This window comes from Phaeobacter sp. NW0010-22 (genome assembly GCF_040365955.1).
Taxonomy (GTDB): domain Bacteria; phylum Pseudomonadota; class Alphaproteobacteria; order Rhodobacterales; family Rhodobacteraceae; genus OMPR01.
Genome location: NZ_BAABWT010000002.1, coordinates 239134 through 262695 on the forward strand (window position 1 = coordinate 239134; position 23562 = coordinate 262695).

General features: G+C 53.3%; 21 protein-coding genes and 1 pseudogene. 15 read left to right on the plus strand and 7 right to left on the minus strand.

The genetic code is table 11. The annotated features are described in order from the left end of the window. Positions 1-44: 44 nt before the first annotated feature. The 3 genes from recF to gyrB all read left to right on the plus strand — a co-directional run bounded on the left by recF (position 45) and on the right by gyrB (position 4364). Positions 45-1142: a DNA replication/repair protein RecF gene (gene recF, locus ABWV33_RS05370; RefSeq protein ID WP_353329382.1), complete on the plus strand. Its 1098-nt coding sequence runs from the start codon at positions 45-47 to the stop codon at positions 1140-1142. After that, positions 1139-1759, plus strand: coding sequence for a LysE family translocator (locus ABWV33_RS05375; RefSeq protein WP_353329383.1), 621 nt, complete (start codon positions 1139-1141; stop codon positions 1757-1759). Before recF ends, ABWV33_RS05375 begins: the two co-directional genes overlap by 4 nt. Before the next feature lie 187 nt (positions 1760-1946). Next, entirely contained in the window at positions 1947-4364 is a 2418-nt protein-coding gene (gene gyrB / locus ABWV33_RS05380; protein WP_113822451.1) for a DNA topoisomerase (ATP-hydrolyzing) subunit B, read from the plus strand. Between the two features lie 599 nt (positions 4365-4963). On the opposite strand, the gene ABWV33_RS05385 is transcribed toward gyrB, so the two are convergent. Continuing rightward, a complete protein-coding gene (locus ABWV33_RS05385) occupies positions 4964-5758 on the minus strand; it encodes a helix-turn-helix transcriptional regulator (RefSeq protein WP_353329384.1) in 795 nt (264 codons plus the stop codon). 127 nt (positions 5759-5885) lie between these two features. On the opposite strand from ABWV33_RS05385, the gene ABWV33_RS05390 reads away from it, so the two are divergent. Genes ABWV33_RS05390 through ABWV33_RS05415 form a run of 6 tightly spaced genes read left to right on the plus strand, consistent with a single transcriptional unit; the run spans position 5886 to position 11511 of the window. Further along, a complete protein-coding gene (locus ABWV33_RS05390; protein ID WP_353329385.1) occupies positions 5886-7007 on the plus strand; it encodes an ABC transporter ATP-binding protein in 1122 nt (373 codons plus the stop codon). A 31-nt stretch (positions 7008-7038) separates the two neighbouring features. Continuing rightward, positions 7039-8199 (plus strand): ABC transporter substrate-binding protein, encoded by a 1161-nt coding sequence (locus ABWV33_RS05395; protein ID WP_353329386.1) that lies wholly within the window; start codon positions 7039-7041, stop codon positions 8197-8199. Between the two features lie 22 nt (positions 8200-8221). Next, positions 8222-9073 carry an ABC transporter permease gene (locus ABWV33_RS05400; protein ID WP_353329387.1) on the plus strand — a complete coding sequence of 284 codons (852 nt, stop codon included), beginning with the start codon at positions 8222-8224 and terminating at the stop codon, positions 9071-9073. A 9-nt stretch (positions 9074-9082) separates the two neighbouring features. Then, on the plus strand, positions 9083-9901 hold the full coding sequence (locus ABWV33_RS05405) for an ABC transporter permease (RefSeq protein ID WP_353329388.1): 819 nt from the start codon (positions 9083-9085) through the stop codon (positions 9899-9901). Beyond that, positions 9898-10695 (plus strand): SDR family NAD(P)-dependent oxidoreductase, encoded by a 798-nt coding sequence (locus tag ABWV33_RS05410; protein ID WP_496780078.1) that lies wholly within the window; start codon positions 9898-9900, stop codon positions 10693-10695. Before ABWV33_RS05405 ends, ABWV33_RS05410 begins: the two co-directional genes overlap by 4 nt. A 24-nt stretch (positions 10696-10719) precedes the next feature. Continuing rightward, positions 10720-11511 (plus strand): SDR family NAD(P)-dependent oxidoreductase, encoded by a 792-nt coding sequence (locus ABWV33_RS05415; RefSeq protein WP_353329389.1) that lies wholly within the window; start codon positions 10720-10722, stop codon positions 11509-11511. A gap of 262 nt (positions 11512-11773) precedes the next feature. Here the strand turns inward: ABWV33_RS05415 and ABWV33_RS05420 are convergent, their stop codons facing one another. Beyond that, on the minus strand, positions 11774-12601 hold the full coding sequence (locus ABWV33_RS05420) for a hypothetical protein (RefSeq protein WP_353329390.1): 828 nt from the start codon (positions 12599-12601) through the stop codon (positions 11774-11776). Between the two features lie 74 nt (positions 12602-12675). Here ABWV33_RS05420 and ABWV33_RS05425 point away from each other — a divergent pair, with 74 nt between their 5' ends. From ABWV33_RS05425 to ABWV33_RS05450, 6 genes and pseudogenes are all read left to right on the plus strand, one after another. Beyond that, the gene (locus tag ABWV33_RS05425) at positions 12676-13383 is read left to right on the plus strand and encodes a hypothetical protein (RefSeq protein WP_353329391.1); all 708 of its coding nucleotides are present in this window, start codon (positions 12676-12678) and stop codon (positions 13381-13383) included. Further along, positions 13380-15335 carry a TnsB C-terminal domain-containing protein gene (locus ABWV33_RS05430; RefSeq protein ID WP_353329392.1) on the plus strand — a complete coding sequence of 652 codons (1956 nt, stop codon included), beginning with the start codon at positions 13380-13382 and terminating at the stop codon, positions 15333-15335. Before ABWV33_RS05425 ends, ABWV33_RS05430 begins: the two co-directional genes overlap by 4 nt. Next, complete coding sequence (locus ABWV33_RS05435) at positions 15335-16324, plus strand: TniB family NTP-binding protein (RefSeq protein ID WP_353329393.1); 990 nt, start codon at positions 15335-15337, stop codon at positions 16322-16324. The genes ABWV33_RS05430 and ABWV33_RS05435 overlap by 1 nt, the downstream gene beginning before the upstream one ends. Further along, positions 16321-16674 (plus strand): annotated as a pseudogene (locus ABWV33_RS05440) (TniQ family protein); the annotation flags it as partial. The gene ABWV33_RS05435 and the pseudogene ABWV33_RS05440, both read left to right, overlap by 4 nt. A 177-nt stretch (positions 16675-16851) precedes the next feature. Beyond that, positions 16852-18108, plus strand: coding sequence for a hypothetical protein (locus ABWV33_RS05445; RefSeq protein WP_353329631.1), 1257 nt, complete (start codon positions 16852-16854; stop codon positions 18106-18108). Positions 18109-18183: 75 nt separating this feature from the next. Further along, the gene (locus tag ABWV33_RS05450; protein WP_353329394.1) at positions 18184-19128 is read left to right on the plus strand and encodes an ornithine cyclodeaminase family protein; all 945 of its coding nucleotides are present in this window, start codon (positions 18184-18186) and stop codon (positions 19126-19128) included. Between the two features lie 348 nt (positions 19129-19476). Here ABWV33_RS05450 and ABWV33_RS05455 read toward each other — a convergent pair whose 3' ends face one another. The 5 genes from ABWV33_RS05455 to ABWV33_RS05475 form a co-directional block, all read right to left on the minus strand. Continuing rightward, entirely contained in the window at positions 19477-19755 is a 279-nt protein-coding gene (locus ABWV33_RS05455; protein ID WP_353329395.1) for a hypothetical protein, read from the minus strand. 289 nt (positions 19756-20044) lie between these two features. After that, entirely contained in the window at positions 20045-20305 is a 261-nt protein-coding gene (locus tag ABWV33_RS05460; protein ID WP_353329396.1) for a hypothetical protein, read from the minus strand. Between the two features lie 88 nt (positions 20306-20393). Beyond that, the gene (locus ABWV33_RS05465; RefSeq protein ID WP_353329397.1) at positions 20394-21686 is read right to left on the minus strand and encodes an AAA family ATPase; all 1293 of its coding nucleotides are present in this window, start codon (positions 21684-21686) and stop codon (positions 20394-20396) included. A gap of 1 nt (position 21687) precedes the next feature. Beyond that, positions 21688-22185, minus strand: a complete 498-nt coding sequence (locus ABWV33_RS05470; RefSeq protein ID WP_353329398.1) for a hypothetical protein — start codon at positions 22183-22185, stop codon at positions 21688-21690. Continuing rightward, the gene (locus tag ABWV33_RS05475) at positions 22178-22600 is read right to left on the minus strand and encodes a hypothetical protein (RefSeq protein WP_353329399.1); all 423 of its coding nucleotides are present in this window, start codon (positions 22598-22600) and stop codon (positions 22178-22180) included. Before ABWV33_RS05475 ends, ABWV33_RS05470 begins: the two co-directional genes overlap by 8 nt. Between the last annotated feature and the right edge of the window lie 962 nt (positions 22601-23562).

Genomic DNA, 23562 nt, shown 5'->3' on the forward strand with positions numbered 1-23562 from the left:
ATAGCTTTGGCGCACTTTCGTGACCAGACAAAGGAGGCGGCCTCGTGTTGGCTCTGACGGCGCTGACTCTCTCTCACTTTCGTTCGCACAAACTGGCGCGGCTATCCTTGGATGGCCGCCCTGTTGCGATTCATGGCGCCAACGGCTCAGGCAAAACAAACATCCTCGAAGCGGTTTCGTTGTTTTCTCCGGGTCGGGGAATGCGTCGTGCCAGTGCAGCAGATATGGCCCGCCGTCCCGAGGCTTTGGGCTGGAAACTAAACGGCCTGTTGAATGTTCTGGGCCAATCGCACGAAATCGAAACATGGTCTGACAAAGGCGCAGCGCGGCAAGTCAAGATCAACGAAAAATCCGCCAACCAGATCGCTCTGGGGCGTTTGGCACGGGTGGTTTGGCTGATTCCTTCTATGGATCGGCTCTGGGTTGAAGGCGCCGAGGGACGGCGACGATTCTTGGATCGCATGGCCCTTAGCTTTGATCCCTCCCATGCTGAGGCGTCACTGACCTACGAAAAGGCCATGCGCGAACGCAACCGCTTGCTGAAAGAACAAATACGCGACGCCCATTGGTACACAGCACTGGAAACCCAAATGGCCTCTGCTGGGTTCCAGATTCATCAAGGACGCATTAACGCCCTCGACCAACTACAAGTAGCTCAAGCAAAGGCCGAGACCGCATTCCCATTCGCGGATCTAGAATTGACGCAAACCGAAGGCGCCATGCCCGATACCGAGACTGACTTCCGGGATGCTTTGACCGAAAGCCGATTTCGTGATCTGGCTGCAGGGCGAACTCTTGTTGGCCCCCACCGCAGCGATATCTATGGCGTTTTCGCGGCTAAGGGTGTGCCCGCCAAAGACTGTTCGACCGGTGAACAAAAGGCGCTTTTGGTGTCACTGATTCTTGCTAATGCCCGCGCCTTGGCCGAGCAAGTCGGCGCCCCGCCCATCGTTTTGCTGGATGAGGTTGCGGCGCACTTGGATGCGGATCGTCGCGCGGCGCTCTATGATGAAATCTGTGCCCTTGGCGCACAGGCGTGGATGACCGGGACCGGCCCCGAACTGTTTGCTGAACTTGGGGACCGGGCGCAGGTCCTGCAAGTTACAGAAACTGATGGTATTTCCCAGGTTACCAATCATTGACAGTTACTGTTTGGGATATGGCGCTCTATGCGGGGGCCTTGCTCGTCTTGTTCCTGACACCCGGGCCCGTTTGGCTTGCTCTTGTGGCAAGATCCCTGTCAGGTGGGTTTCAAGCCGCTTGGCCGCTTGCTTTGGGAGTCGCTGTCGGGGACATCATCTGGCCCCTAGCGGCAATCATCGGTGTGTCCTGGATGGTTTCTGCGTTCGACGGTGTCATGCTTATTCTACGGTATGTCGCCAGCGCCACGTTTCTTGGGATGGGGATTTCCGTTCTTGTGCATTCAAAGAAGAAAATCACAGAAAACAAAACACTGACCAAACCCGGAAAACTCGCCGGGTTCTTAGCCGGATTGTTTGTCATTCTCGCGAACCCAAAAGCGATCTTGTTCTATATGGGCATGTTGCCCGGGTTTTTCGATCTCAGTCAAATCACCAAGGCTGATTTACTGCCAATCCTGTTGCTTTCCTTTTCCGTACCACTAATCGGCAATCTTGCGTTAGCCGGATTAATCGGACGGGCCCGCGGGTTCTTGACCACGCCCCGCGCAATGCAAAGGACCAATATCATTGCGGGCAGCTTGCTCATTTGCGTCGCACTCGTAATCCCGTTTACCTGAGTAAATGGCGTAATGCGCTTTGAGCCGTGTCTGAGAGCGGCGGCAGTGGAAGCCCTCATCCGAATTGGGAACAGCGATCTGACAGATTGCTGTAATCTTCAACTTCCAACCACAAAATCTTGTGGGATCGCGTGACATTGCCCACCAGAGAACGTATAACATGACAAAAAAATGAAGGAAATTTCGGATGTCCGAAGCCGCACAGACGACCGAAGAATACGGCGCCGATTCTATCAAAGTTCTCAAAGGCTTGGAGGCTGTTCGAAAACGCCCCGGCATGTACATTGGGGACACGGACGATGGCTCGGGCCTGCACCATATGGTGTACGAAGTCGTGGACAACGGAATTGACGAAGCTTTGGCAGGTCACGCAGACCACGTAACCGTCAAAATCCACGCCGATTCCAGTATTTCCGTCAGCGACAACGGGCGCGGTATCCCAGTCGGAATTCACGAAGAAGAAGGCGTTTCAGCAGCTGAAGTCATCATGACCCAGCTGCACGCGGGCGGTAAATTCGACAGCAATTCGTACAAGGTTTCAGGGGGTCTGCACGGTGTGGGTGTGTCCGTTGTAAATGCTCTGTCGAACTGGCTTGAACTGCGCATTTGGCGCGATGGCAAAGAGCATGTCGCCCGTTTTGAACACGGCGACACTGCGGAACATCTAAAGGTCGTTGGTGAGTGTGGCGATCAAACCGGCACCGAAGTTCGGTTTCTCGCCTCTACCGATACGTTTTCGAACCTCGATTATTCCTTTGAAACGCTTGAGCGACGGCTGCGTGAACTGGCCTTTTTGAACTCAGGCGTTCGTATCATCTTGATCGACGAACGTCCTGCCGAGGCGTTGAAGTCCGAGTTGTTCTACGAAGGTGGCGTCAAAGAATTCGTCAAATATCTGGACCGGTCCAAAAGCCCCGTCATGGAAGAACCGATTTTTATCACCGGTGAGCGTGATGACATCGGCGTCGAAGTGGCGATGTGGTGGAACGACAGCTATCATGAGTCCGTTCTGCCCTTTACGAACAACATCCCGCAACGCGATGGCGGCACCCATATGGCCGGTTTTCGCGGGGCGTTGACGCGGACGATCAACAACTATGCGCAATCCAGTGGCATCGCCAAAAAGGAAAAGATCAGCTTTACCGGCGATGACGCGCGCGAAGGTTTGACCTGCGTTCTGTCAGTCAAAGTGCCCGACCCCAAATTCAGCTCTCAGACCAAAGACAAACTCGTGTCTTCCGAAGTGCGCCCCGCAGTCGAAGGTCTGGTGAACGAAAAATTGGCTGAATGGTTCGAAGAGAATCCGAACATCGCCAAGCAAATCGTCGGCAAGATCGTCGAGGCCGCCCTAGCGCGCGAAGCCGCCCGTAAAGCACGTGAACTGACCCGTCGCAAAACCGCGATGGATGTGAATTACCTCGCCGGTAAACTCAAAGATTGCTCGGAAAAAGATCCATCCAAAACCGAAGTTTTCCTGGTGGAGGGTGACTCGGCCGGTGGTTCTGCCCAAACAGGGCGTGATCGACAGACCCAAGCGATCCTGCCTTTGAAGGGTAAGATCCTCAACGTTGAGCGGGCACGCTTTGACCGGATGCTGGGATCTCAAGAAATTGGCAATCTGGTGATGGCTTTGGGAACCGGCATTGGCCGCGACGAATTCAACATCGACAAGCTGCGCTACCACAAGATTGTCATCATGACAGATGCGGACGTCGATGGGGCCCACATTCGGACCTTGTTGCTGACCTTCTTCTATCGCCAAATGCCTGCGCTGATCGAAGGTGGATATTTGTACATTGCACAGCCACCTTTGTACAAAGTCAGCCGTGGCAAATCCGAAGTGTACCTGAAAGATCAAGCGGCAATGGATGAGTACTTGGTCAATCAGGGCGTCGATGGCGCAGTTCTGAAACTGGGATCTGGCGAAGAGTTGGTCGGTCAGGATTTGACTCGCGTTGTTGACGAAGCCCGCCAGCTCAAGCGTGTTTTGGATGCTTTCCCGACGCATTACCCGCGTCACATTCTAGAACAGGCCGCCGTCGCAGGGGCGTTTGTCCCCGGTGCGGTGGATTCGGATCTGCAAGGCGTGGCAGACAAAGTCGCGCACCGCCTGAACCAGATTGCACAAGAATACGAACAGGGCTGGCAGGGGCGCATTACCCAAGATCACGGCATCCGTTTGGCCCGCATCCTACGAGGCGTAGAAGAGGTACGCACGTTGGATGGTCCAATGCTGCGGTCCGGAGAAGCCCGTAAAACAGGTAGCTTTACCAAGAACTTGCAGGAAATTTACTCTACCACAGGTCAACTCGTTCGTCGTGATCGCTCGCAGGTCATTCATGGACCGCTTGGATTGCTCAAGTCTATACTAGACGAGGGTGAAAAAGGACTATCGCTGCAACGCTACAAGGGTTTGGGTGAGATGAATCCTGACCAGTTGTGGGAGACCACATTGGACCCGGATGCGCGTACATTGTTGCAGGTAAAAGTTGACGACATGGTGGAGGCAGATGACCTATTCACCAAACTTATGGGTGATGTTGTCGAACCGCGCCGGGAATTCATCCAGAAGAATGCGCTGAGTGTAGAAAATCTAGACTTCTAGGCCTGTGTAGGTGTGCGTATAGCACTTCGCACACCCCATAATTTTGCATAGTTCGCCCATAGTTTTTCGCGACGACAGTAAACATCATCGCTATTCGAACTGAATATACGAACCGCTGCCTTGGAAGAACGTTGCAGCGTTCTCATTCAGCATGTCGTGATTACTGGCAAGAACGATTTCCTTGAAGTACGAAATAGCTTTTGACGCTCAGATGTAGGAATTTCTTCTCCATCTTGTTTCAGCCTCAAGGCTGCAAAGGCAATCGGGCACTTTGGACGGATAGTGTGAATTCGCCGCAGGCGCGAACCTGACAAACCAAAACGTTGAAAGCGGCCATCCACAATCGCATTAAATCAAGATTCTCTCTGCGCTGCCGTGGGTCGACTCCAAGCCCTGAGCGGACTCCATAGACCTGTTTACTTTCCGCAAACGTATCAGGCCGGAAGCGGCCCCTTGCAGACGTGAATCCGCAGCTGTGCTGCTGTATGTGCATTTATTCTAACGTAGCCCTAAGCGGTCGACCAACAAGGGCACTAGGCAACTCTGGAGCTAGGGCACAGAAGGAAGCAGCCATTCGGAGTTTTCGTGAAGCATGTTGGCTAAGGAGATCCGCCTGAAACCAACGCATCAATGAACTTTGAAAACAACTCTCCCTGAGATCGGATTTGCAGCTTTGAATACACGTTTCTACGGTGGATACGCACCGTGCCCGGCGAAATCTCGAGAATCCGGCCGACGGCATCTGCGGAATGACCTTTGAGCGTGTATTCGACGACCTGGCGCTCTCTTGGGGTCAGGACACCCTGTCCGAAATTGGTAAAGGCAAGGGCTACGCTCTGATAAAGATCATCGCCTGTTGAGCTGCCTTCGCCTGACCCAAAATGGGTGGCGAGATCGTTCCAGTGGCGTTTGCATGTGGCTTGTACAACTGGCCAGAACTCATTGATTTGCCGAATGTCTTTTGCCGAGAAGGCCTTTTCGGCGCGCATGGCAGAAACTACAACGGTCGCGCCGTCAAGTAGCTTGATGACAAATCCGATTTCTTCCGCCAAACCCGTCCGCGCGTAGTAGCTACGGTAATACTCACCTTGGAAGAACCTATCGGGGGCGAGATCACGTATGCGATGTAGTCCCGGAACGAAATCCGTTTCGCAAACCAGATAAAATGGATCAAGCAAGTAAGGGCCTTCTTGATAATCCTCAACAAAGACCTTGCGTTTGCTTCTTGGAAAATCGTCAAACAAATCCAAAGGTCGCGCCTGGCCAAAGTACCCGAACACGACAGTGTAATCGAAAGGGGTGATCTGCCTTAGCGCATCAGACAATGTTTGTGGAAAGCTCTCTGTGCCGATAGCGTCAATGAGCGTTCCGGTTGCTTCGTACGGAACTTTCATGATCCTCCCCCGTGCTCCGCCATTCAGATTGATATACTAAAAACGTGGTATATACACTGAAATGAGTTTTTCATACAGTTTTTCCGAAATGGATAGTAGTCAGCAAATCGGAAAAAGATAGAAATAAATGACAACTGGGGTATATGTCAGCCAAAGTGAGCTGACTGAGAAAAAACCGATTGCGGAACTTCGCGGCGTTACAAAACGTTTTGGCGAAGTCGTGGCCGCCAGCGATCTGAACCTGACAATTGCAGAGGGTGAGTTTCTATCGTTCCTAGGGCCGTCTGGATGCGGAAAGACAACCGCACTGCGCATGCTGGCAGGGTTTGAGTCCCCGAGCGACGGGGATGTGCTGCTAGACGGGCAAGTGGTCAACACTCTGGAGGCGCACCACCGCCCTGTGAACATGGTGTTCCAGCAATATGCACTGTTTCCACATATGACCGTGGCGCAGAACATCGGCTACGGGTTGCGCCAAATCCGCCCCCGGCTTCCCAAAACGCAGATTGCCGAGCGCGTCAGCAGAGCTTTGGATGTTGTTCGGTTGGGTGGGTTTGAAGATCGGAAGATTTGGGAAATGTCGGGCGGACAGCAACAGCGCGTTGCCTTGGCCCGGGCAATTATCAACGAACCCAAACTGCTGCTGTTGGACGAACCCATGGCTGCGCTTGACCGTAAGCTGCGCAAAGAGATGCAAATAGAATTGCAGGATTTGCAACGGCAGTTGGGCATCACCTTTGTGCTGGTCACGCACGATCAGGAAGAAGCCCTGTCGATGAGCGACCGTATTTGCATCATGCGCGAGGGTCGGATCGTGCAGATTGGCAGTCCGCAAGAGCTCTATGATCGTCCAAATTCCCGCTATGTTGCTGACTTTGTGGGAACCTCCAATTTCTTTAACGGCAAACTTCAGGGCGCATCTGACGGATTGTTTGGCGTCACGCTTGAAAATGGAATGCAGGTTCAGGGCGTCGCTGGGGATGGCCTGACGGATGGTCAAGATGTCTGCATCAGCGTGCGCCCCGAACAGATGAAGCTGAACCGAAAGGGCGAGGGGCTTCAGGTTGAGGTCCACAACCGGATCTTTCTTGGAGAACACACCGAATACCTCGTGACCCACGAAACTCTCGGCGACTTTCTTGTGCTTGCACCGCGTCAAGCTGACCTCACTGAAGGCGCATTTGCCGTGGGTGACACAGCGACGGTTTCGTGGGAGGCGGCAGCGGCGCTGATACTCGACCGAAACTAACCCAAGACCATAACGACAGGGAGTAATGACAATGACTAAGAAAACCATCGACCATATCTCCAAAAAGGAGTTCATGGAAAAACTTGAGAGCTACAGAAAGGGCTCGATTACACGACGTGATTTTCTGAATGTGACTGGCCTTGGTGCCGCAGCGGCCGTGATGGGGGCTTCGGTGCCCGGTCTGCGCCCGCAGCCCGCATTTGCTGGCGATATTGGTGATCGCGTGGTTTTGGCCACTTGGCCGAACTATCACGATCCAGCCAACTTTGACGCCTTTACCGAGGCGACTGGCGCGCATGTACAGGTCAACGTGTTCGGCTCAAACGAAGAGATGCTGGCCAAGCTTCAGGCCGGTGCCACCGGTTGGGATGTTTATGTACCGACCAACTACACCTTCGAGGATTACGTCAAAGAGGACCTGATCGAACCCCTGGATACCTCGTTGTTGCCGAACTTTGACGCGTCGGCCTTTGATGCGCGTTACGCCGAGGCGGGCTCGGTCAACGGCAAGCTCTACGGCGTTCCCAAGAACTGGGGATCGACCGGCATGGCCGTGAACACCAAACACAACGGCGGAAATGCGATCTCGTCGTGGAGAGAGTTCTTTGACATCACCATGGACAAGTTCTCGGGTCGTACCATCGTGCATGACTATCAGCTGACCACCATTGGCAGCGCGCTGAACGCATTTGGGTACTCGTTCAACTCAGTTGACGAAAAAGAGCTCGCGGATGCCGAGAAACTGCTGATCGACGTGAAACCGCATCTTTTCGCGATCACATCGGATTATCAGCCGGGTATGCGCAATGGCGACGCATGGCTGACCATCTGCTGGTCTGGTGACGGCAAACAGCTCAATACAGATATGCCCGAGATCGCCTATGTTCTTGGCAAAGAGGGTGGCGAAATCTGGAGTGACTACTGGGCCATTCCGAAAAGCTCCGAGCGCAAGGCTGCGGCCTATGCTTTGATCAACTTCATGCTGAATCCGAGTGTGAACGCGAAAGAAGTGTTGGCGCATGGTTATCCGACGGCGGATTCCCGAACCTATGACCAACTGCCAGATGACCTGAAATCTGATCCGATCATCTTCCCGGCCCAAGAACTGCTTAGCCCACTCGAGTTTGGCGCGGCAGTGACACTGACTGATCCAAACCGTGCCGAGCTGATGGCACGGTTCAAATCGGCCTGATCCGAACCAAGGTGAAAAAAACATGACGCAACGCACACGCAATTGGCTGTTATTGGCACCAGCAGGAACCTGGTTCCTGGTGATGCTGATTATCCCGCTGACTGTTGTTTTCATCTTTAGCTTTGGAGAGCGAGCACCGTCCGGAGGCGTTGTGCTCGCTCTCACCACTGAACAATATGCCAATCTCCCGGCGCGGTGGGCGGCGTTCAAAAACACGATGACCCTAGCGCCTATTGGCACCTTGTCGGCGCTGCTTATTGCCTATCCTCTGGCCTATTTTCTGGCTGTGAAGGCGAACCCCAAGTGGAAAACCATCCTGCTGGTGCTGGTGATCGTGCCATTCTGGACCTCGATCCTGATCCGCAGCTATGCTTGGATTTTCCTGCTCGGCGGGCGTGGTATTCCTGCCCTTCTTGAATGGGTTGGTATTGAAGGCCTGCGCCTGATCAACACGCCATTCGCGGTGCTCATTGGCATTATCTACGGGTATCTGCCGCTGATGGTGTTCCCGATTTATGTCAGCCTAGACAAGCTGGACAAACGCCTGCTTGAGGCCTCGTCAGACTTGGGCGCGAAGCCTTGGAAAACCTTTTTGCAGATCACGCTCCCACTTTCGATCCCCGGCATTGCGACCGGCTGTATGCTCGTCTTTATCCTTTTGATGGGTGAATATCTGATCCCTGCGCTTCTCGGTGGTGGCAAGGTCTTCTTTGTCGGCAATGCGCTGGTCGATCTGTTCCTGCAATCGCGCAATTGGGCTTACGGATCGGCGGTGGCGGTCACCCTTGTGGTGGTCATGCTGATTACTGTCACGATCTACATGCGGCTCATCAGCCGCCTCGGCGCAAGCCGTGAAGACGTGTCGATCATGTGAGGCGAACCGATGAGACTTTATGCAATCTGCGTTTACCTTTTTCTTTACATCCCGATTGGTGTGATCGCCCTGTTCAGCTTTAACGCTGGACGCCACGCGAGCCAGCTTCAGGGGTTCTCAACCAAGTGGTATGGCAAAGCGTTGTCAAATCCCTTTGTGATGGATGCACTGGAAACCAGCCTGATCGTGGCGTTTTGCTCAGCGCTTTGTGCCAGCGTCTTTGGCACCATGGCAGCCGTGGCATTGCAAGGCATCCGCGGCCCGGTACGCGCGGCCTTTGATATGTTGATCTATGTCGCAGTGATGATTCCCGGCATCGTGATCGGCATTGCCACCCTGATTGGTCTTGTGACGGTGTTTGACCAATTTAACCCATTGATTGCAGCGATCTGGCCAAACGGGTTTGAGCCTCCGAAGCTACGCATGGGGATTGGGTCTTTGATTGCAGCCCACACGATGTTCCTTATGGCGTTGGTGGTGATTATCGTGCGCGCCCGGCTTGCTGGCATGGACCGTGCCCTGACCGAAGCTTCTTCGGACCTCTATGCCACGCCGATGGGGACTTTTCGGCAGGTTACTCTGCCGATGATCTTTCCCGCCATTCTCGCAGGCTTTCTGCTCAGCTTCACGTTCAGCTTTGATGACTTCATCATCGCATTCTTCGTGGCAGGTTCCGAGACGACGCTTCCAATCTATGTCTTCTCTTCGATCCGACGTGGCGTGACCCCGGAAATCAACGCAATCGGGACGATGGTGATGGGTGTGTCCCTGTTCCTGCTGATTACAGCCCAGTTGTTGCTTCAACGCGGAGGCAAGAAGTCCCGATGACCCTTGCGGAAAAAACTCTCAAGACCCACACATTTCCCATGCTTGACGGCAAAGTTGTACTGGTAACAGGCGCTGGATCGGGCATTGGCCGGGCAGGTGCGATGGCCATGGCACGCCATGGTGCGCAGGTGGTGGTGACAGATCTGGACGCCGAGAAGGCCGCGTTGGTGGTCGAAGACCTGCGCGGCGAGGGGCTGAAGGCGGTCTCGTCTGGGCTGGACGTTACCGACGATCAGGCGGTCAAGGCCGAGGTCGATAGGATCGTAAGAACCCATGGGCGCATTGATGTCCTGCACTCTCATGCTGGCTACCAGATCGAGGGAAATCTGGAGCAGGTCCCAGTCGAAGGTATGGACATGTCGTGGCGACTAAACGTGCGCTCGCATTTTATCGCATCGCGCGCGGCTGTTGGGCACATGCGCGATCAAGGCGGCGGAAGCATCATCATCACCTCGTCGAACTCAGGCGTTCAATACGACCGCGAGATGATCGCCTACGCGACGACCAAACATGCGGTTGTCGCCATGACCCGGCAAATGGCTGCGGATTATGCCAAGGACAATGTGCGGTTCAATGCGCTTTGCCCCGGATTCATCGATACGCCCTTTAACGCCGGGTTTGAGACCCAGATGGGTGGCCGAGAAAATCTTGAAAACTACGTGGCGCAAACGATCCCGATGGGACGCTGGGGAACCACGGATGAAATGGCCGATTCCATCCTGTTTCTGGCCTCTGACATGTCCACTTTCATGACCGGACACGCGTTGGTCATTGATGGCGGAGAATGCATCTAACGCCCTTTGACGAGAGACACCGATATGACCAATAGCCTGAAAACTCCGAATGGTCGTTTGGCCGGAAAAGTCGCAGTCATCACCGGAGGCGCCACCGGCATGGGCCGGGCGACCGCGCTGATGTTTGCCGAAGAAGGCGCGAAGGTCAGCATCTTCGATATTCAGGATGAAGAGGGGTACAAAACCGTCGACATGATCCGCGACGCTGGTGGCCAAGCTGCCTTTTTTCATGCAGATGTGACCAAGGATGCCGAAGTTAACGCTGCCTTTGATGCCGCACTTGAAACCTTTGGGCCGTACAACGTGCTGTTCAATCATGCTGGCACAATAATTGTCAAAGCAATGCATGAAACCAGCGAAGAAGAATACGACTGGCTGATGGACGTAAACGTGAAATCCGCTTTTCTAACCTGCCGCCGTGCCGTGCAGGACATGAGCGCAAATGGCGGTGGGTCAATCATCATCACTTCGTCGATTGCGGCCGAACTTGGCTATGCGCTTGAGTCAGTCTACTGCATGTCCAAAGGCGCTGTTCTACAACTGGCTCGCACGATTTCAACCGAGTACCGCGATGCCGGCATCCGATGTAACGCAGTCTGTCCGGGCTTTGTTGAAACCGCGCACGGCCTCAAAGAAATAGCTGAACTGGATGCCGCTGGACAAGAATGGGAAGACTCTGGCATGGCAGCCACCCAAGGGCGCATTTGCTATCCAGAAGAGGTAGCTGCGGCTGTGGTGTTCCTTGCATCGGATGAAGCCAGTTTTGTGAACGGTAATGCCACGTATGTTGACAATGGCTGGTACGCCAAAGGCTGAACACCGAACGTCCGGTTTGGTGAAGCCGTGTTGCGGCATTGGAGGTAAGGGTGAACGGCAGGAATAGGCCGGGAGCCGACTTCCGCTGCGTTTGTCTTGAATGACTGCTGCTGTGGGCGGCTACTCGACCTTGCAGCGCTGGCCGCTGTGCACAACCACCTAAAACAACCCCACCAATGCCAAGTTTATCAGGGAAGCCTCAAGGTTACAGAACTATTCCAATCAAATTGCCTGACACTCAGAACCGCCAGGATGGCTTCCACTACTCTTGAACCACCAGGTCTTCAAAGCGTGGGGCACCTGTTTCCGGAAGCGTTGCAAAACGTATACCATCCAAGCCTATCTCATCACGAAGCTTAGCTAGTTGATTTAGCTCGTATCCAGATCCCTGCGGAACAATTAGGAGAGCTTCCGGTACTAGCTTTCTTAATAACCACAGATAACCAAGTGTGTTGACCGTGAACTGTCGCTCTACTCTTTGCCTGTAAGCATTGATCTCAATTGCTACTTTTGGCTGGTTATCAATCTCTACAACATAATCAGGATAGAGAGAGCCTAAGCTTCGTCCATCTTTTAGCTGCATGCTCTCAGTCCCAAACACTTTCGGGCCGTACTGCATGAGAAATTTGAAAACGGTTTGATCGAAGATTTGCGCTCGTTGCGGTGAAGACAGCTTTGAAAGATCTGCTTTTGCGTGTTCGTCAGCACGTTCTTGTCGGAGCCGGTCGAATTCAGCCTTCAACTGGACCTGTCTCATCTGCCCCCCAAACACCTGCGGAGCGAGTTTTTCAGCTGTCGCTTGATCCAGTTCCTCTATCTTCATCAAAAATAATACCAGCGTCATGCCTAACCAAGCCGGTCTCCCTTTTTCGACGTTGGGGTGTCTCTTTTTTAGCCATTTGTACGCTTCGAGCGGATTTCTCAGAGTATGGGTTCGCTTCCCCCTTAGTACTGCAACCCGGTTTAAAACTTCTGTTGGTGTGCGAAAGCCATATTTTATTGGGTTATCGACTGCTTCTTCTAGGGCTTCACCAAACTCCACCCAACTCTCTTTTTTTGCCACGTCTTCGAGGCCGTTGCTTTTAAGCATCGGTAATCTACCATTATTGAAGATCGTCAATAACTAATTGCAGTTGGTGACGTCATTATTGTAGGGGTATCCCTATGAAAATCGACAGTAGAGCAGAAAACCCTGCACGCCAAGCTTGGCAAAAAGGGCAAAAGAAGAAGTCTCACTTCTTGTCGCCAAGGAAAGCGCAAGGAGTGATCCAGACTGAAAGCGGTCTTGAGGCAAGCTTTGCGTTTGGCTGTGACCTTCATCCAAAGGTCAAGGCCATCCGTCCTCAACCTTGTACATTCGATCTCAAGTCGGGGCGTTCGTACGCGACAAAAGCTGAGTTGATCAACAAATTCAAAGGAACGGGATACAAGCCGAAGCCTTATACGCCGGATTTTGAAGTTCACTGTTTTGGCGGTCGAAGGCTGTTCGTAGAGGTTCGCCACTCCAGGCTTCTCCAACACAATGACAGTACTCTTTTGCTGCCCGTGACTTTCAAAGCCCTTGGCCTGGAACTTTTGGTCATCACAGACCGATTTCTCACCAGAGACTTGGTGCACAATATTAGATCACTCCAACCATACTTGAGAATGTCACCATCAAATGAGTTCTTAGACGCCCTATCCTCAGTGGGTGGACAGACATTCAGACTTGACTGGTTGATGGCATCTCTTGAATGCAGCCAGGAAGATTTGCTCAGTTCAATCGCGTCTGGTCACGTCGCCGTTGACTTTAAGGCCGGAATGCTTCGCCCCAAGTCAATTGGCCAACTTTCAGGGGGTGACACATCTTACCTGGAGGTACTCCCTCTATGATGGATTCTGAACAGTCTTACGTCGGATGGCAAATAATTGTCGAAACCGTACAATATGTGATCGAAGAGACCGATCACCGCCAAAACCGGGTTGTACTTAGGGATGAGGACGGGACCCAAAGGGATATTTCGAATGATCAGTTCAGGGAGCTCTTCGCGCTTGGTGCTGTGGTGCACTCGTCTGGTCAATCGGCATCCTCAAAAAGGTTGGGAACTCCGGAAGAAAACAGCGAAACGCGATTCCGCGAATTGGTTCTTCGGAAAGCTAACGAACTTGAGCAGCGTGGGTACTCGTGGCCGAACAGAAGAACAAAAATCATGGAGGAGCTTGAAGCTCATCCGATGCTGACGGCCCGAAAGAGACCGTTCCCAACAGTCAGGACCATGCAAAAATGGCGCGAACAGTATCTTACTGAAGGTAAGGAAGGATTGCGGTCCAAGAACTTCAAGTCTGGAAATCGAGTTGCACGGTATGACCAGGAGTTTCAAGAGGTCGTCTTGGATCTGTTGGAAAAACACTTCATCGAGGATGACTTGAAGTCCATCGCCTGGATTTCACGGCAAGCCGAGAGGGTTTATCTGGCGCAGTGCAAAATCGAGGAAAAGACACCCGGCCCTTATGGGCGGAAATGCGTTGAAGCAATCGTGTATTCCCTCCCACATGCGGGATTGCTTAGTAGACGCGCTGGGGACAAAGAAGCGAATAGGCGCTTCCTCATGGCAGTGGAGTACCAACAAGTTTTCACTCCTCTTGAGAGGGTTGAGCTCGATTGTTCTGTTCTTGATGTGTGGTGCGTTGATGGTGACGGGAACCCGATTGGCCGCCCTAATGTCTGTGTAGCGATAGATTGCGCGACCGGCGTTATTCTCGGGATGCAGCTCAGCTGGAGTCGCCCAGACGCAGCTTTGGTATCCCGAACCGTGAAAGAAATTTTGGAACCTAAAGGCCGAGATTTTTTCTTGACGCATGGCATCGAAAACGACTTTCAAACATGCGGTACACCCCAGCTATTGATCACCGATCAGGGTACTGAAAACAGTGGCGATGTTTTGCATTCGGTCATTGATTGCTCAGGTCTGGAATGGCGCAAAATGATACCCGGTCGCCCAGATAGAAAGCCCTTTATCGAAAGGTTTTTTCTGGAGCTCAGCCGATTTGTGACGGGATTCCATGGTGCGTCACAGACATCTGTAATTGGCCCAAGAGACCGGACGGAAAAGGCGAAACTGGAAGCGCGTCTAACTCTTCGACAAGTCGAAACATTACTTCAGAGGTGGCGATACGACATATACGCGCGGATGCCTCGGCGTAGGGTTCAACACGTACTAAGGACCGTCGAGTGTCCAATGCAGTCGTGGAAACGGACTTCCAAGGAATGTTTTCCACCATTGCCGCCGAACCCCCATCAACTTCGGGAAATGTTCATGGTGCAAGCGGTAACGCGAAAGGCGCAAAGATATGGCATTCCTTATCGTGGCGTAACTTATCACAGCCCGGAGTTGGCAAGTTACTTGAAACGAATCGGAGTGCCGACCGAAGTTGATATCCGCATCGACCCAAATGACATCCGAGAAATTGCGGTGTTGGACTACCTGTCGGGCGAGCACTTCTTTGTACCGACCAAGTACGAAGAGTGCCCAGCACTATCCTTTGACGAACTGGCCAGGCTTCGAAAGGAAACGTTCACTCCCGAAGATGAAGAGCTCAAGGAAAAGGCATTGATTGCCGCCATGGCGCTGCACCTGTTTGAGGAAGAGCCCAAAGCCCGAACAAAGACCGCAAAGTCCAAAGAGAAGGCTGCGAAGGAACATCGCCGCCAAGATATCCTGGCCCGGTCCCGCAAGGTGATGGACAGGACAGGGGTCTCCGAACTGCCGGTTTCGAGTGAAAAACCCAAATTCGAATTGCCCCAAAAAATGCCCAACTTCATGAATAATGGAGGTAATCAATAATGACCGACAGCATGCTAGCGGCGCTTGGCCAAACAATCCACCACCCGAACTATGTCGAGGCATCAAACCGGCTCATTGAAGCAGTGTCCATCGCACGTTCAATCCAAGGGTCAGCCATCTTTCTTTCTGGGCCTACGCGTTGCGGCAAGTCACAACTCCTTCGGGACACTCAGGTACAACTCGGTCAACCGCCTGAGATGAGCAATGATCTGTTGGAGTATTCTGGATTGGCAGGCGTTAGTGACTTCGTCATTGGAAGCATTCCAACCAAGCCAAACAGCAAAACTCTGATTACCGCAATGCTGGAAGCTGTAGGGGTAAAGGCTAGCCCCAACCAGAGCGCACATGACTTACAGGCACGCTTGTGTTTTGCCGTTCGCGACAAAGGTATTCGGGTCATCGCATTGGACGAATGCAGTCACTGTGCAGAACGAGGAGCCCACCTCTCCAAACGTGGAGCAACCGATCATTTTAAGTGGCTGATTGATCAAACTGGCATCACGCTGATCCTCGCTGGCTTACCCAAGTTCCAGAGTCTCATTGACGAGAATGAACAATTGAGGGACCGAACGCTGTCCACAATTGAACTCAACCCCTATTCGTGGTCCAGCAGTTCTGATGCCACTGGCTTTGCTGCGGCTCTTTCTGAAGCATTGTGCAATCTGCAAGCCGCTGGAGCTCGTTTGGACTTCGACTTCGAAGACATGGTCGTTAGATTGTACGGCGTTACCGGCGGTCGCATAGGAATGATGGTGCGAGTGCTTCAGGTTGCTGTTCTGAAGATGAAATCCCGAACGCTTACATTCAAGGAAATCTCTGAGGGCGTTCTAACGCTGACGCAAAAGAGCTTGAATGCTCGCTACTTGTTCGAAACTGAGATTCCTCAGAAGATCGATCTCGTTCGTGCCTACATTCGCGTAATGCAAGACGCCGGGCTGGAAGTAACCCCTGAATCCCTCGCTGATCTGGAGGCACTTGAGGCTGCATGAACCCGCTTGGCCCGAACCCTCTAGCCCCGACAATCTCCGAAAGCCTGTTGGGTTACCTGAGGCGCGTAGGGCGTGCGAAAGCACACTACACCACGGCCGATTTCCTCGGAGAACTGGGCACGAAATACGGGCGCAAACTAGTTGACAACCTATCGGAAATCGAAAGCGAGCTGAAACTCCCTCGAGGCTCACTTGAGCCGCTTGCCCCATGCTCTCCTCCAAAGGAAGCCTGTCGGGATTGGCATTTCGAGCGACTTCACACTGATCCTGTATGTCCGCAGTGCCTAGCGGAGAAAAAGCCATACCAAGCTCATTGGCGCCACGCCTTGGTCAGCGCTTGCCATGATCATGGCTTGAGGCTTGTGGATGATTGCCCCAATTGTAGGGAACGGCTCAGCCCGAACACAGGAGGGTATTGTCTTTGCTCATGTGGGTTTTCGTTGGATCGGCTTCCTCGCCTTCAAGCGCCCGAACACGAGTGTGTTGTTGCACGAGCAGTCTCTGGCGCTGGACCCTTAGTCGAAGCATTGGAGACAGCTCCACACTTACTGAAGAATATTGGCAGGTTCGTTCACTTCTTGGCGTCGGGTTTTGGAGAAAACCGAACAGGGAAAGCTGGAAAAACAAAGCGTCCTAGGACGGTTGAAGATACGATTCAGCTCCTGGAGCCGTTGGCATCTCTGCTCACAGATTGGCCAAAGGGCTTCGAAACCCACGTTGAACAACGACTAAGAGCAGGCAATTCTAACGCAGCGAGTGCGCCAGAATGTTTGGGCAATTGGTATCATCGGCTCATGCAGTTTCGGGATCCAGCTTATGATCCATTCAAAGAGGCTGTGGGGCGTGTGGTTGGAAGAGAGTTCAACGGTTCGCACCCAGGACGCCTGGTTTCCGGCGCAACGAGAGACTGGCTGCCAGCAAAGGAAGTCGCCGAGCGCTTGGGAGTTAGCGCACAGCGCCTGGTCGAAGCCGTTCAGAAAGGGGAAATCGCGGGCAAAATCAACCAAAGCGGCTTCGGGCATCAGCATGTGGTGATCCCAAAATTTGAAGTGGCAATCATTGCTTCAGAACGCCGAGCTTTTTGGAGCGGTATGCAAGCCAAGGAGTTTCTCGGAGTTGGGCGCAAGCAATTTGACCTCCTCAAGGAATGTGGTGTGATCTTCGAAGTTCCAGAGTCCGAGCGGCCGGTACTTGCAGATGGAAGATTCTTTTCCGCCTCCCTAATCGAACTTGTCGCACGCATTCGGGTCGCGGCAACAGATGCAGGGGGCGACACCGTTGCCTTTTCAAACCTCACGCAGCGTCGTACGACTGACAAAGTAGCTTTGAAGAAACTAATGGAACTGATTTGTGAGGGAGCAGTCCAGGCTATTGCGGTTTCCCCGGACGCGAAGCTTGCAGAGTTCAGGTTCCAGAAAACCGACGTAGAATACGTTCTGAAATCAGAACGGCACTCTTTGGATTGGACGGCCAACGATGTTGCGAAGTTGACGGGGTGGAAAGCTCAATCAGTGACGCATTGGTGCAAGGAAGGGCTATTGGAATCTCGGACTGTGTCTCACGGTACTGGGGTTAGTTTCCTCGTGAGTCCAATGCAACTGGCAGCCTTTCAAAGTGAATTTGTTCCCTTGGGCACAATCGCCAAGTCAAGAAATACGACGTCACGGAAACTGCTTTCGGGCCTCGCCAAACGGGGCATCAAAACCCACGGCGCTGCGATTGAAGGCAAAACCAGCCGTGGACATCTGGTCAAATTGAGGGACCTGGCTACCCTAGCTGATTGATAATTTTCGGAAATGCACGATGCCGGTCGTACATCATGATAGACTTCCCTGTCAGAGACACCGAAAGCAGGCGCAATGAACACAAACGGATCTTTTCTTTACCTTTCCGATAATGACCTGGAGGCGCTCGGCATTCGGCCTTCCGAAGTCGCTGACGCCATCGAAGCTGCGTTGATTGACAAGGCGAAAGGGCGGCTTCACACAGCGCCCAAAACGGCCATCCTTCCCGGTGATGGACGCTATGCGATGTCTACCTTGGCGGCGGGCGATGATGGGTTCATCGTGGTCAAACAGGTGACTGTCTGCCCTGATAACCCGGCGAAAGGTCTGCCAGCGATCAATGGTGCTATCATGGTGCTGGACGCCCAGACCGGGCTTTTGCGCGCCATCCTCGGAGCGAACTGGATCACAGCGGTAAGAACAGCTGCATTGTCCGTCGTGGCGGCTCGGCGTCTTGCTGACCCGGAAGCCGAAACGCTCACATTCGTCGGAGCGGGCGTGCAGGCCCATTCTCATTTGAATGCCTTCCACGATCTCTTCCCTCTGAAACGCATCCGAGTCTTCGGTCGCGGCAAGGCCGGCATCGACAAGTTGTGCCGACATGCCCGCGATATCGGTCTTGAGGTAGAGGTTTCTGACGAACCAAAAGCCGCCCTGCACGACGCAGATCTCGTGGTCTCATCGATAACCCTTGATTACACTGTTGAGCCTTTCCTCGATGCCCATTGGCTCAAGCCAGATGCATTTGCCGCCATTACCGATGCCTGTATTCCATGGAAGCCCGAGAGTTTGAGCGCTTTCAAGACCGTCATCGTTGATGACCGGAAGCAAGAGGCTGAAAGCGACAAACCAATGCTTGCCTATGAGTGTATCAGAGCCGACCTGACCGAATTGGTCTCGGGAGAGGACGGGAAAGACATCGGCGCTCGACCGGCAGCTTTTGCATTTCGGGGAATTTCACTGGGCGATTATGCAGCGGCCGTTCTCGCGGTTCGGAGGGCCACTGAAGTCAGTATCTGAAACGGAACGCGTCAAAAATCTTGTGTTCGATAGTTAAATTCAACGTCTCTCGAACCTAAGCCACTTCCTGGTGCACCTCGATAACATTGCCTTCGGAGTCGTGGAAAAACACCTGAAGCCACTCTTTAGCGAAAGCGGTCCCGTAGTCGGAATATGGGATTCCTTCTGCATCGAGGTTTGCCTTGAAAGTCTGAATTAGGAGTCATCTGGGCTTTCACTCGTGCCTGCCTCTGTAACGTCAGAGAACATTAGTGTTTTGTCCTTAATCAGCCAGTGGCAATCAAGGTTTCAAATCTGGCTTGTCGTTCAGGGTCCCATTTTCGGCGTCTATGGGCTGCCAAACCCAGCCTAGAGTTGACCTGACCCCTTTGAGAAGAGCACGACCGAAACCCGCCCCCCGATCTCGGGGGCATGGTTTCGGGACAACTGCTCGGCGGCGCCGACGACTTGGGTCATCTGTTCAAAGATCACCGCAGAACGTTCCACGTCGATCCTGAGCTTTTCCAGAATGGCTTCGAGCGCGATGTACCCCTTGGGAAGGCCTTCATAGGCAAAACTCTCGCGTACTTCGTGCTTTGCCTGTTCCCAGAATGGATCAAGAAGGCGGCTCCAGGCTTCGCAGACCATCTCAACCGACTGGAGCGAGAGGTGTAGTGCGAAACCAGCTCGCGAAAGAACGTGGTCTTTGCACCCTTTGTGAAGCCTGCGAATTCGGCTGCCATCTTTGAGAAATAATCAAACTCCTCCTCCGTTACTCGAAATTGAAGTGGTTTGAATGTTGCTTCTTGTCTGGGTCTAGTCATTGATGTGGTTCCTTTCGTTGTTGTCGCTCAAGCGGGAGCCGGGTTGATCCTTCAGGGCCAGATCGGATTTTTTTTGAGATCGGCGAAGCGATTGGATTCTGATGAAACTGCTCTCACCACTCAGTTCCGGCACCTGAACCGCCATGTTCGCTTGTTGCCACCTCCGCGATCTTGCGAACCAGGTGCCAGACACTGGTTCTGCGTGGATGGCCCTTGATCAAGCCGGTGACATCGCTGGCCGGGATACCCAGGTCCGGCGCTCCCTGCTCGACCGCCCGGACCTTGTAGTCGCTAACATCCGCGAGATCGGACATATTGCCGACCAGCGCCCTGGCGACTGGCGTTTCGTTCACATAAACAACAACTGTCAGCATCCTCGTTCCTTTCATGTGATTGGCTGCACTGATCGCTAAGCAGGTTGTTCAGCCCGGGCGTGCCCCGGGCCGCCAGGCATACGCTCCTTCAGTTTCGTGCAAGGTTTCTCGACTTGTGGTGCAGGAGGCCACGGACCAGCCGGTTCAGGAACCGGACGGAGTTGTGGACCTTGTAGGTCTCCGTGAGGGCTTCAACATCACCGACATCCAGCCTGAAGAACTCCCGCCTTAGCCTGTGCTCTGAGGCGTACTCGTCCGCCAGGCTCGTGATGATCTCTGGCAGCTGATCCAGTGTCGGCACCGGGATCTCGTAAATCGTACAGCGCCTGCGTAGCGGAGCCGGAACGTTTTCCAGATCATTCGCTGTGAGGATCCAGCTTACATGGCTGGCGTCCACGTCAGCTGCTAGGTACTTCTCCCGGTAGCGCCTGGCTTCCAACGGCTCCAGCATGCCCAGGAGTTCGCCAGTTATGTCCCCGTTGCGCCCGGAATGTGTCTTGTCGATCTCGTCCAGGATGATCACCGGGTTCAGAACTCGGGCTGTAGCAACCGCGTCTGTTACGATTCCGGGATGCGCAGTGTGCCACCCAGCGGATAAACCAAACAGATGATTTTCGGATTTCCCGCCGACATTTGCAATTTGAGCATGCAGATCAAGCGCCTTACAGGCCTGCCTGGCCACCGCAGTTTTGCCAATGCCTGGTGACCCGACAAGAAGTGTGGGCGGGATTTGGATGATGTCCGATCCCATGCCCCAGCTGGTTTCAATGCCCTCAGCAATACCTTCAATGAGCCGCTCGCAATGAGGGAAGCGTCTGGACACGGCCCGGAGTGTGTCCAGGTCATTCAGGGATGCCAACCTGGCAAACCGCTCACTCCACTCGACGAGTTCCCGGATATGGGCTGGCATGTCCCTTTGAAGGTTCCGAGGCAGGTATTCGAAGTTCACTTTGTCGACGAGGTAGCGAGCAGCTCCTGGCTGTTTTCCACTTCCGGTACAGACATCCTGAGAAGTTGCCTTTGCGTGGGCCTTCGCGATGAGTGCCATGACATTCAACCAGATATCCCTGGTGGCCATCTGATCCAACGCTTTGGCTCCGTTGATTGCTGCAAGCGGATCAATCTCCGTCAACCGATCAAATTCAACTTCGCGCCAATCTTCCGGGTCGTCGCTGTATTGTGCGGCCTCCTCGACCCGATTGCACAGGACCTCCCTGAGATCTTCGACTTTAGCCGTTTCGAGAACCATGCTTTTGATGGTGTCCCAACAGTCGCAATCCCTCACAGCATTCAGGGCCACCCTGACGATGTCCGCGTTGTCGTGATCGAACCCGGCCAGGGCAAAAACCTCGCCATCAATCCATGTTGTGTCGGCCTCCATCTCACCACCCCTTTGAGACGCAGGCGGGACACCGGTGACCAGAGACACCCCAGGAGATTTGCCCGAAGTAGCCACAGCTGCGGCACTGGAGAGCTTCGCTCCGGACTCGGGTATTCAAGCTGACCGTCGGAAAGTTCGCCATTCGTTCGGCGGCTGCCTCATGGGCATGCCAGCAGCACAGATTAGCATACCGGTAACCGATGCACTGAATCACCGAGGCGTTTCCGCAGCGCTCGCATGATCTGTCTGCTTTCTGAACCGCCTCCCTCAGAATCGACTGGATGAACGGGTCTTCTCGCACGCCATCCAGGTGGATGCGAAGGGAACCGTATTTCTGCTTGATCTGGCCGACGGTAGGATAACTCTTTTCGACCTTGTCACAGTGCAGTTTGATGTTTTCGAAACACTCGGTGACGATCTGAACCCAGCCGACATTGTCCTCGCCGAGGTGTTTCTCGACCGATCCACGGATGTCGTCGTAGTCGAAGCCTTCAGTCATCGGATGACTCCAACTCCTCATTCGCTCCGGATGGATCGTCCGGGTTAAGGTTCTCTATACGGGCGACCAACCGGCTAAGACCCTCTTGAACCTCAGCCTGCACAACCGACCTCAGTGCGCTGAAATCATTGTCAGGTAGATCGACCAGAAGGTCAGCAACACGACAATGAGTTCGGCTGTCCGCGTCAAAGGCAATCATCGGAAAGACGGTTTTCATCACGGCGCCCAAGCCTAGAATGCGCCGACTCTCCAATTCGAGATCAGAGTAAATTCGGCCGGTGCTCATATCGAACAGAACCGCCTCTTTGAGCTCGCGATTCACAATGCGGGTTTTGATTTCCGCTACCAAATCTTCGTTTGCATGCAATTTGAGCGGGCGTGTGGGCTCGTCTTTGGATCCAGAGTTGTCAGACATGTTTTGCCTCCAATAAATGGTAGGAGGCGTCGGAATCGAACCGACTCGTGCACTCTAATCTGGAGCAATTACAGGAACATAAACCCCGCCCGCATACCAATGCTGCCTCCCACAGGTTTCCGTGTGGGCTATCGACCTCAGATCGATATTCGCTGGCAGTTGATGCATGCGTTGGTCATGCTCCAAGGCTGGAGGAACTTTGGTGGCGACGTCAAGACCGAGAATGAAAAAAACTGAAAATTCACCGCGTAGTTCCTGGAACCTTCCCGTATTGAGTGTGCGGAAAAAGCTATATCAGCCAATTGGGTTGGCAGATTTCGTCGGCCTTGAGTTGCCGACAGTAAGACGATTCGGGGTATATTCCATCCTTGGTCCAGAACATTGCTACCGACTTTGGGCACTTGCAATGGCGGCAGGCAATCCAATGCGAACATTTGTGCCCAAATCAGCGAACGGTCGCTTGGAGCCCTCAAAACGTGTTCTCTGTTATGCAACGAATGTCGGCTTCAGATGGGCATACTAAAGAGGCTACATAAATGGTTACAGATTTGCCGATACATAAGGCAAATGCTAGATTGAAACCAATTCTTTCATCAGTATCGGGGCCTTGGAAAAAGCGTTAGGCCCATGAACGTTGTAATTCCGCCGCCAAGTGGCTATGTAGAACCCACTAAGGTTCTGGTTTTCTGCGGCCTAGGCGTATCGCCTGCCAGAGTAAACTACGTTCTTCCATCATGAAAATTCAGCTGTCTCGTCCTCTACTGGGATCTGATGTTTGGGAAAGTTGCCGATGTATTCGCGCACGACCACATCGCTTGTGACGTTGGTTGATCCGTTTGTGGTGATCAGACATACCGACAACTTGCCATAAGCCCACAGCCCATCTGTTGATCAGATGACTTACCGGTAGGCCCGAACTGCGCCCTATCGGTCCTCGCGCCATGGGAATGGCTCTGGCACGA

Bases quoted from the DNA above. Each gene is read 5' to 3' on its own strand.
- gyrB (WP_113822451.1), top strand. From the start codon at position 1,947: ATGTCCGAAGCCGCACAGACGACCGAAGAATACGGCGCCGATTCTATC.
- ABWV33_RS05385 (WP_353329384.1), bottom strand. From the start codon at position 5,758: ATGAAAGTTCCGTACGAAGCAACCGGAACGCTCATTGACGCTATCGGC.
- ABWV33_RS05390 (WP_353329385.1), top strand. From the start codon at position 5,886: ATGACAACTGGGGTATATGTCAGCCAAAGTGAGCTGACTGAGAAAAAA.
- ABWV33_RS05395 (WP_353329386.1), top strand. From the start codon at position 7,039: ATGACTAAGAAAACCATCGACCATATCTCCAAAAAGGAGTTCATGGAA.
- ABWV33_RS05400 (WP_353329387.1), top strand. From the start codon at position 8,222: ATGACGCAACGCACACGCAATTGGCTGTTATTGGCACCAGCAGGAACC.
- ABWV33_RS05405 (WP_353329388.1), top strand. From the start codon at position 9,083: ATGAGACTTTATGCAATCTGCGTTTACCTTTTTCTTTACATCCCGATT.
- ABWV33_RS05410 (WP_496780078.1), top strand. From the start codon at position 9,898: ATGACCCTTGCGGAAAAAACTCTCAAGACCCACACATTTCCCATGCTT.
- ABWV33_RS05415 (WP_353329389.1), top strand. From the start codon at position 10,720: ATGACCAATAGCCTGAAAACTCCGAATGGTCGTTTGGCCGGAAAAGTC.
- ABWV33_RS05420 (WP_353329390.1), bottom strand. From the start codon at position 12,601: ATGCTTAAAAGCAACGGCCTCGAAGACGTGGCAAAAAAAGAGAGTTGG.
- ABWV33_RS05425 (WP_353329391.1), top strand. From the start codon at position 12,676: ATGAAAATCGACAGTAGAGCAGAAAACCCTGCACGCCAAGCTTGGCAA.
- ABWV33_RS05430 (WP_353329392.1), top strand. From the start codon at position 13,380: ATGATGGATTCTGAACAGTCTTACGTCGGATGGCAAATAATTGTCGAA.
- ABWV33_RS05435 (WP_353329393.1), top strand. From the start codon at position 15,335: ATGACCGACAGCATGCTAGCGGCGCTTGGCCAAACAATCCACCACCCG.
- ABWV33_RS05450 (WP_353329394.1), top strand. From the start codon at position 18,184: ATGAACACAAACGGATCTTTTCTTTACCTTTCCGATAATGACCTGGAG.
- ABWV33_RS05455 (WP_353329395.1), bottom strand. From the start codon at position 19,755: ATGGTCTGCGAAGCCTGGAGCCGCCTTCTTGATCCATTCTGGGAACAG.
- ABWV33_RS05460 (WP_353329396.1), bottom strand. From the start codon at position 20,305: ATGCTGACAGTTGTTGTTTATGTGAACGAAACGCCAGTCGCCAGGGCG.
- ABWV33_RS05465 (WP_353329397.1), bottom strand. From the start codon at position 21,686: ATGGAGGCCGACACAACATGGATTGATGGCGAGGTTTTTGCCCTGGCC.
- ABWV33_RS05470 (WP_353329398.1), bottom strand. From the start codon at position 22,185: ATGACTGAAGGCTTCGACTACGACGACATCCGTGGATCGGTCGAGAAA.
- ABWV33_RS05475 (WP_353329399.1), bottom strand. From the start codon at position 22,600: ATGTCTGACAACTCTGGATCCAAAGACGAGCCCACACGCCCGCTCAAA.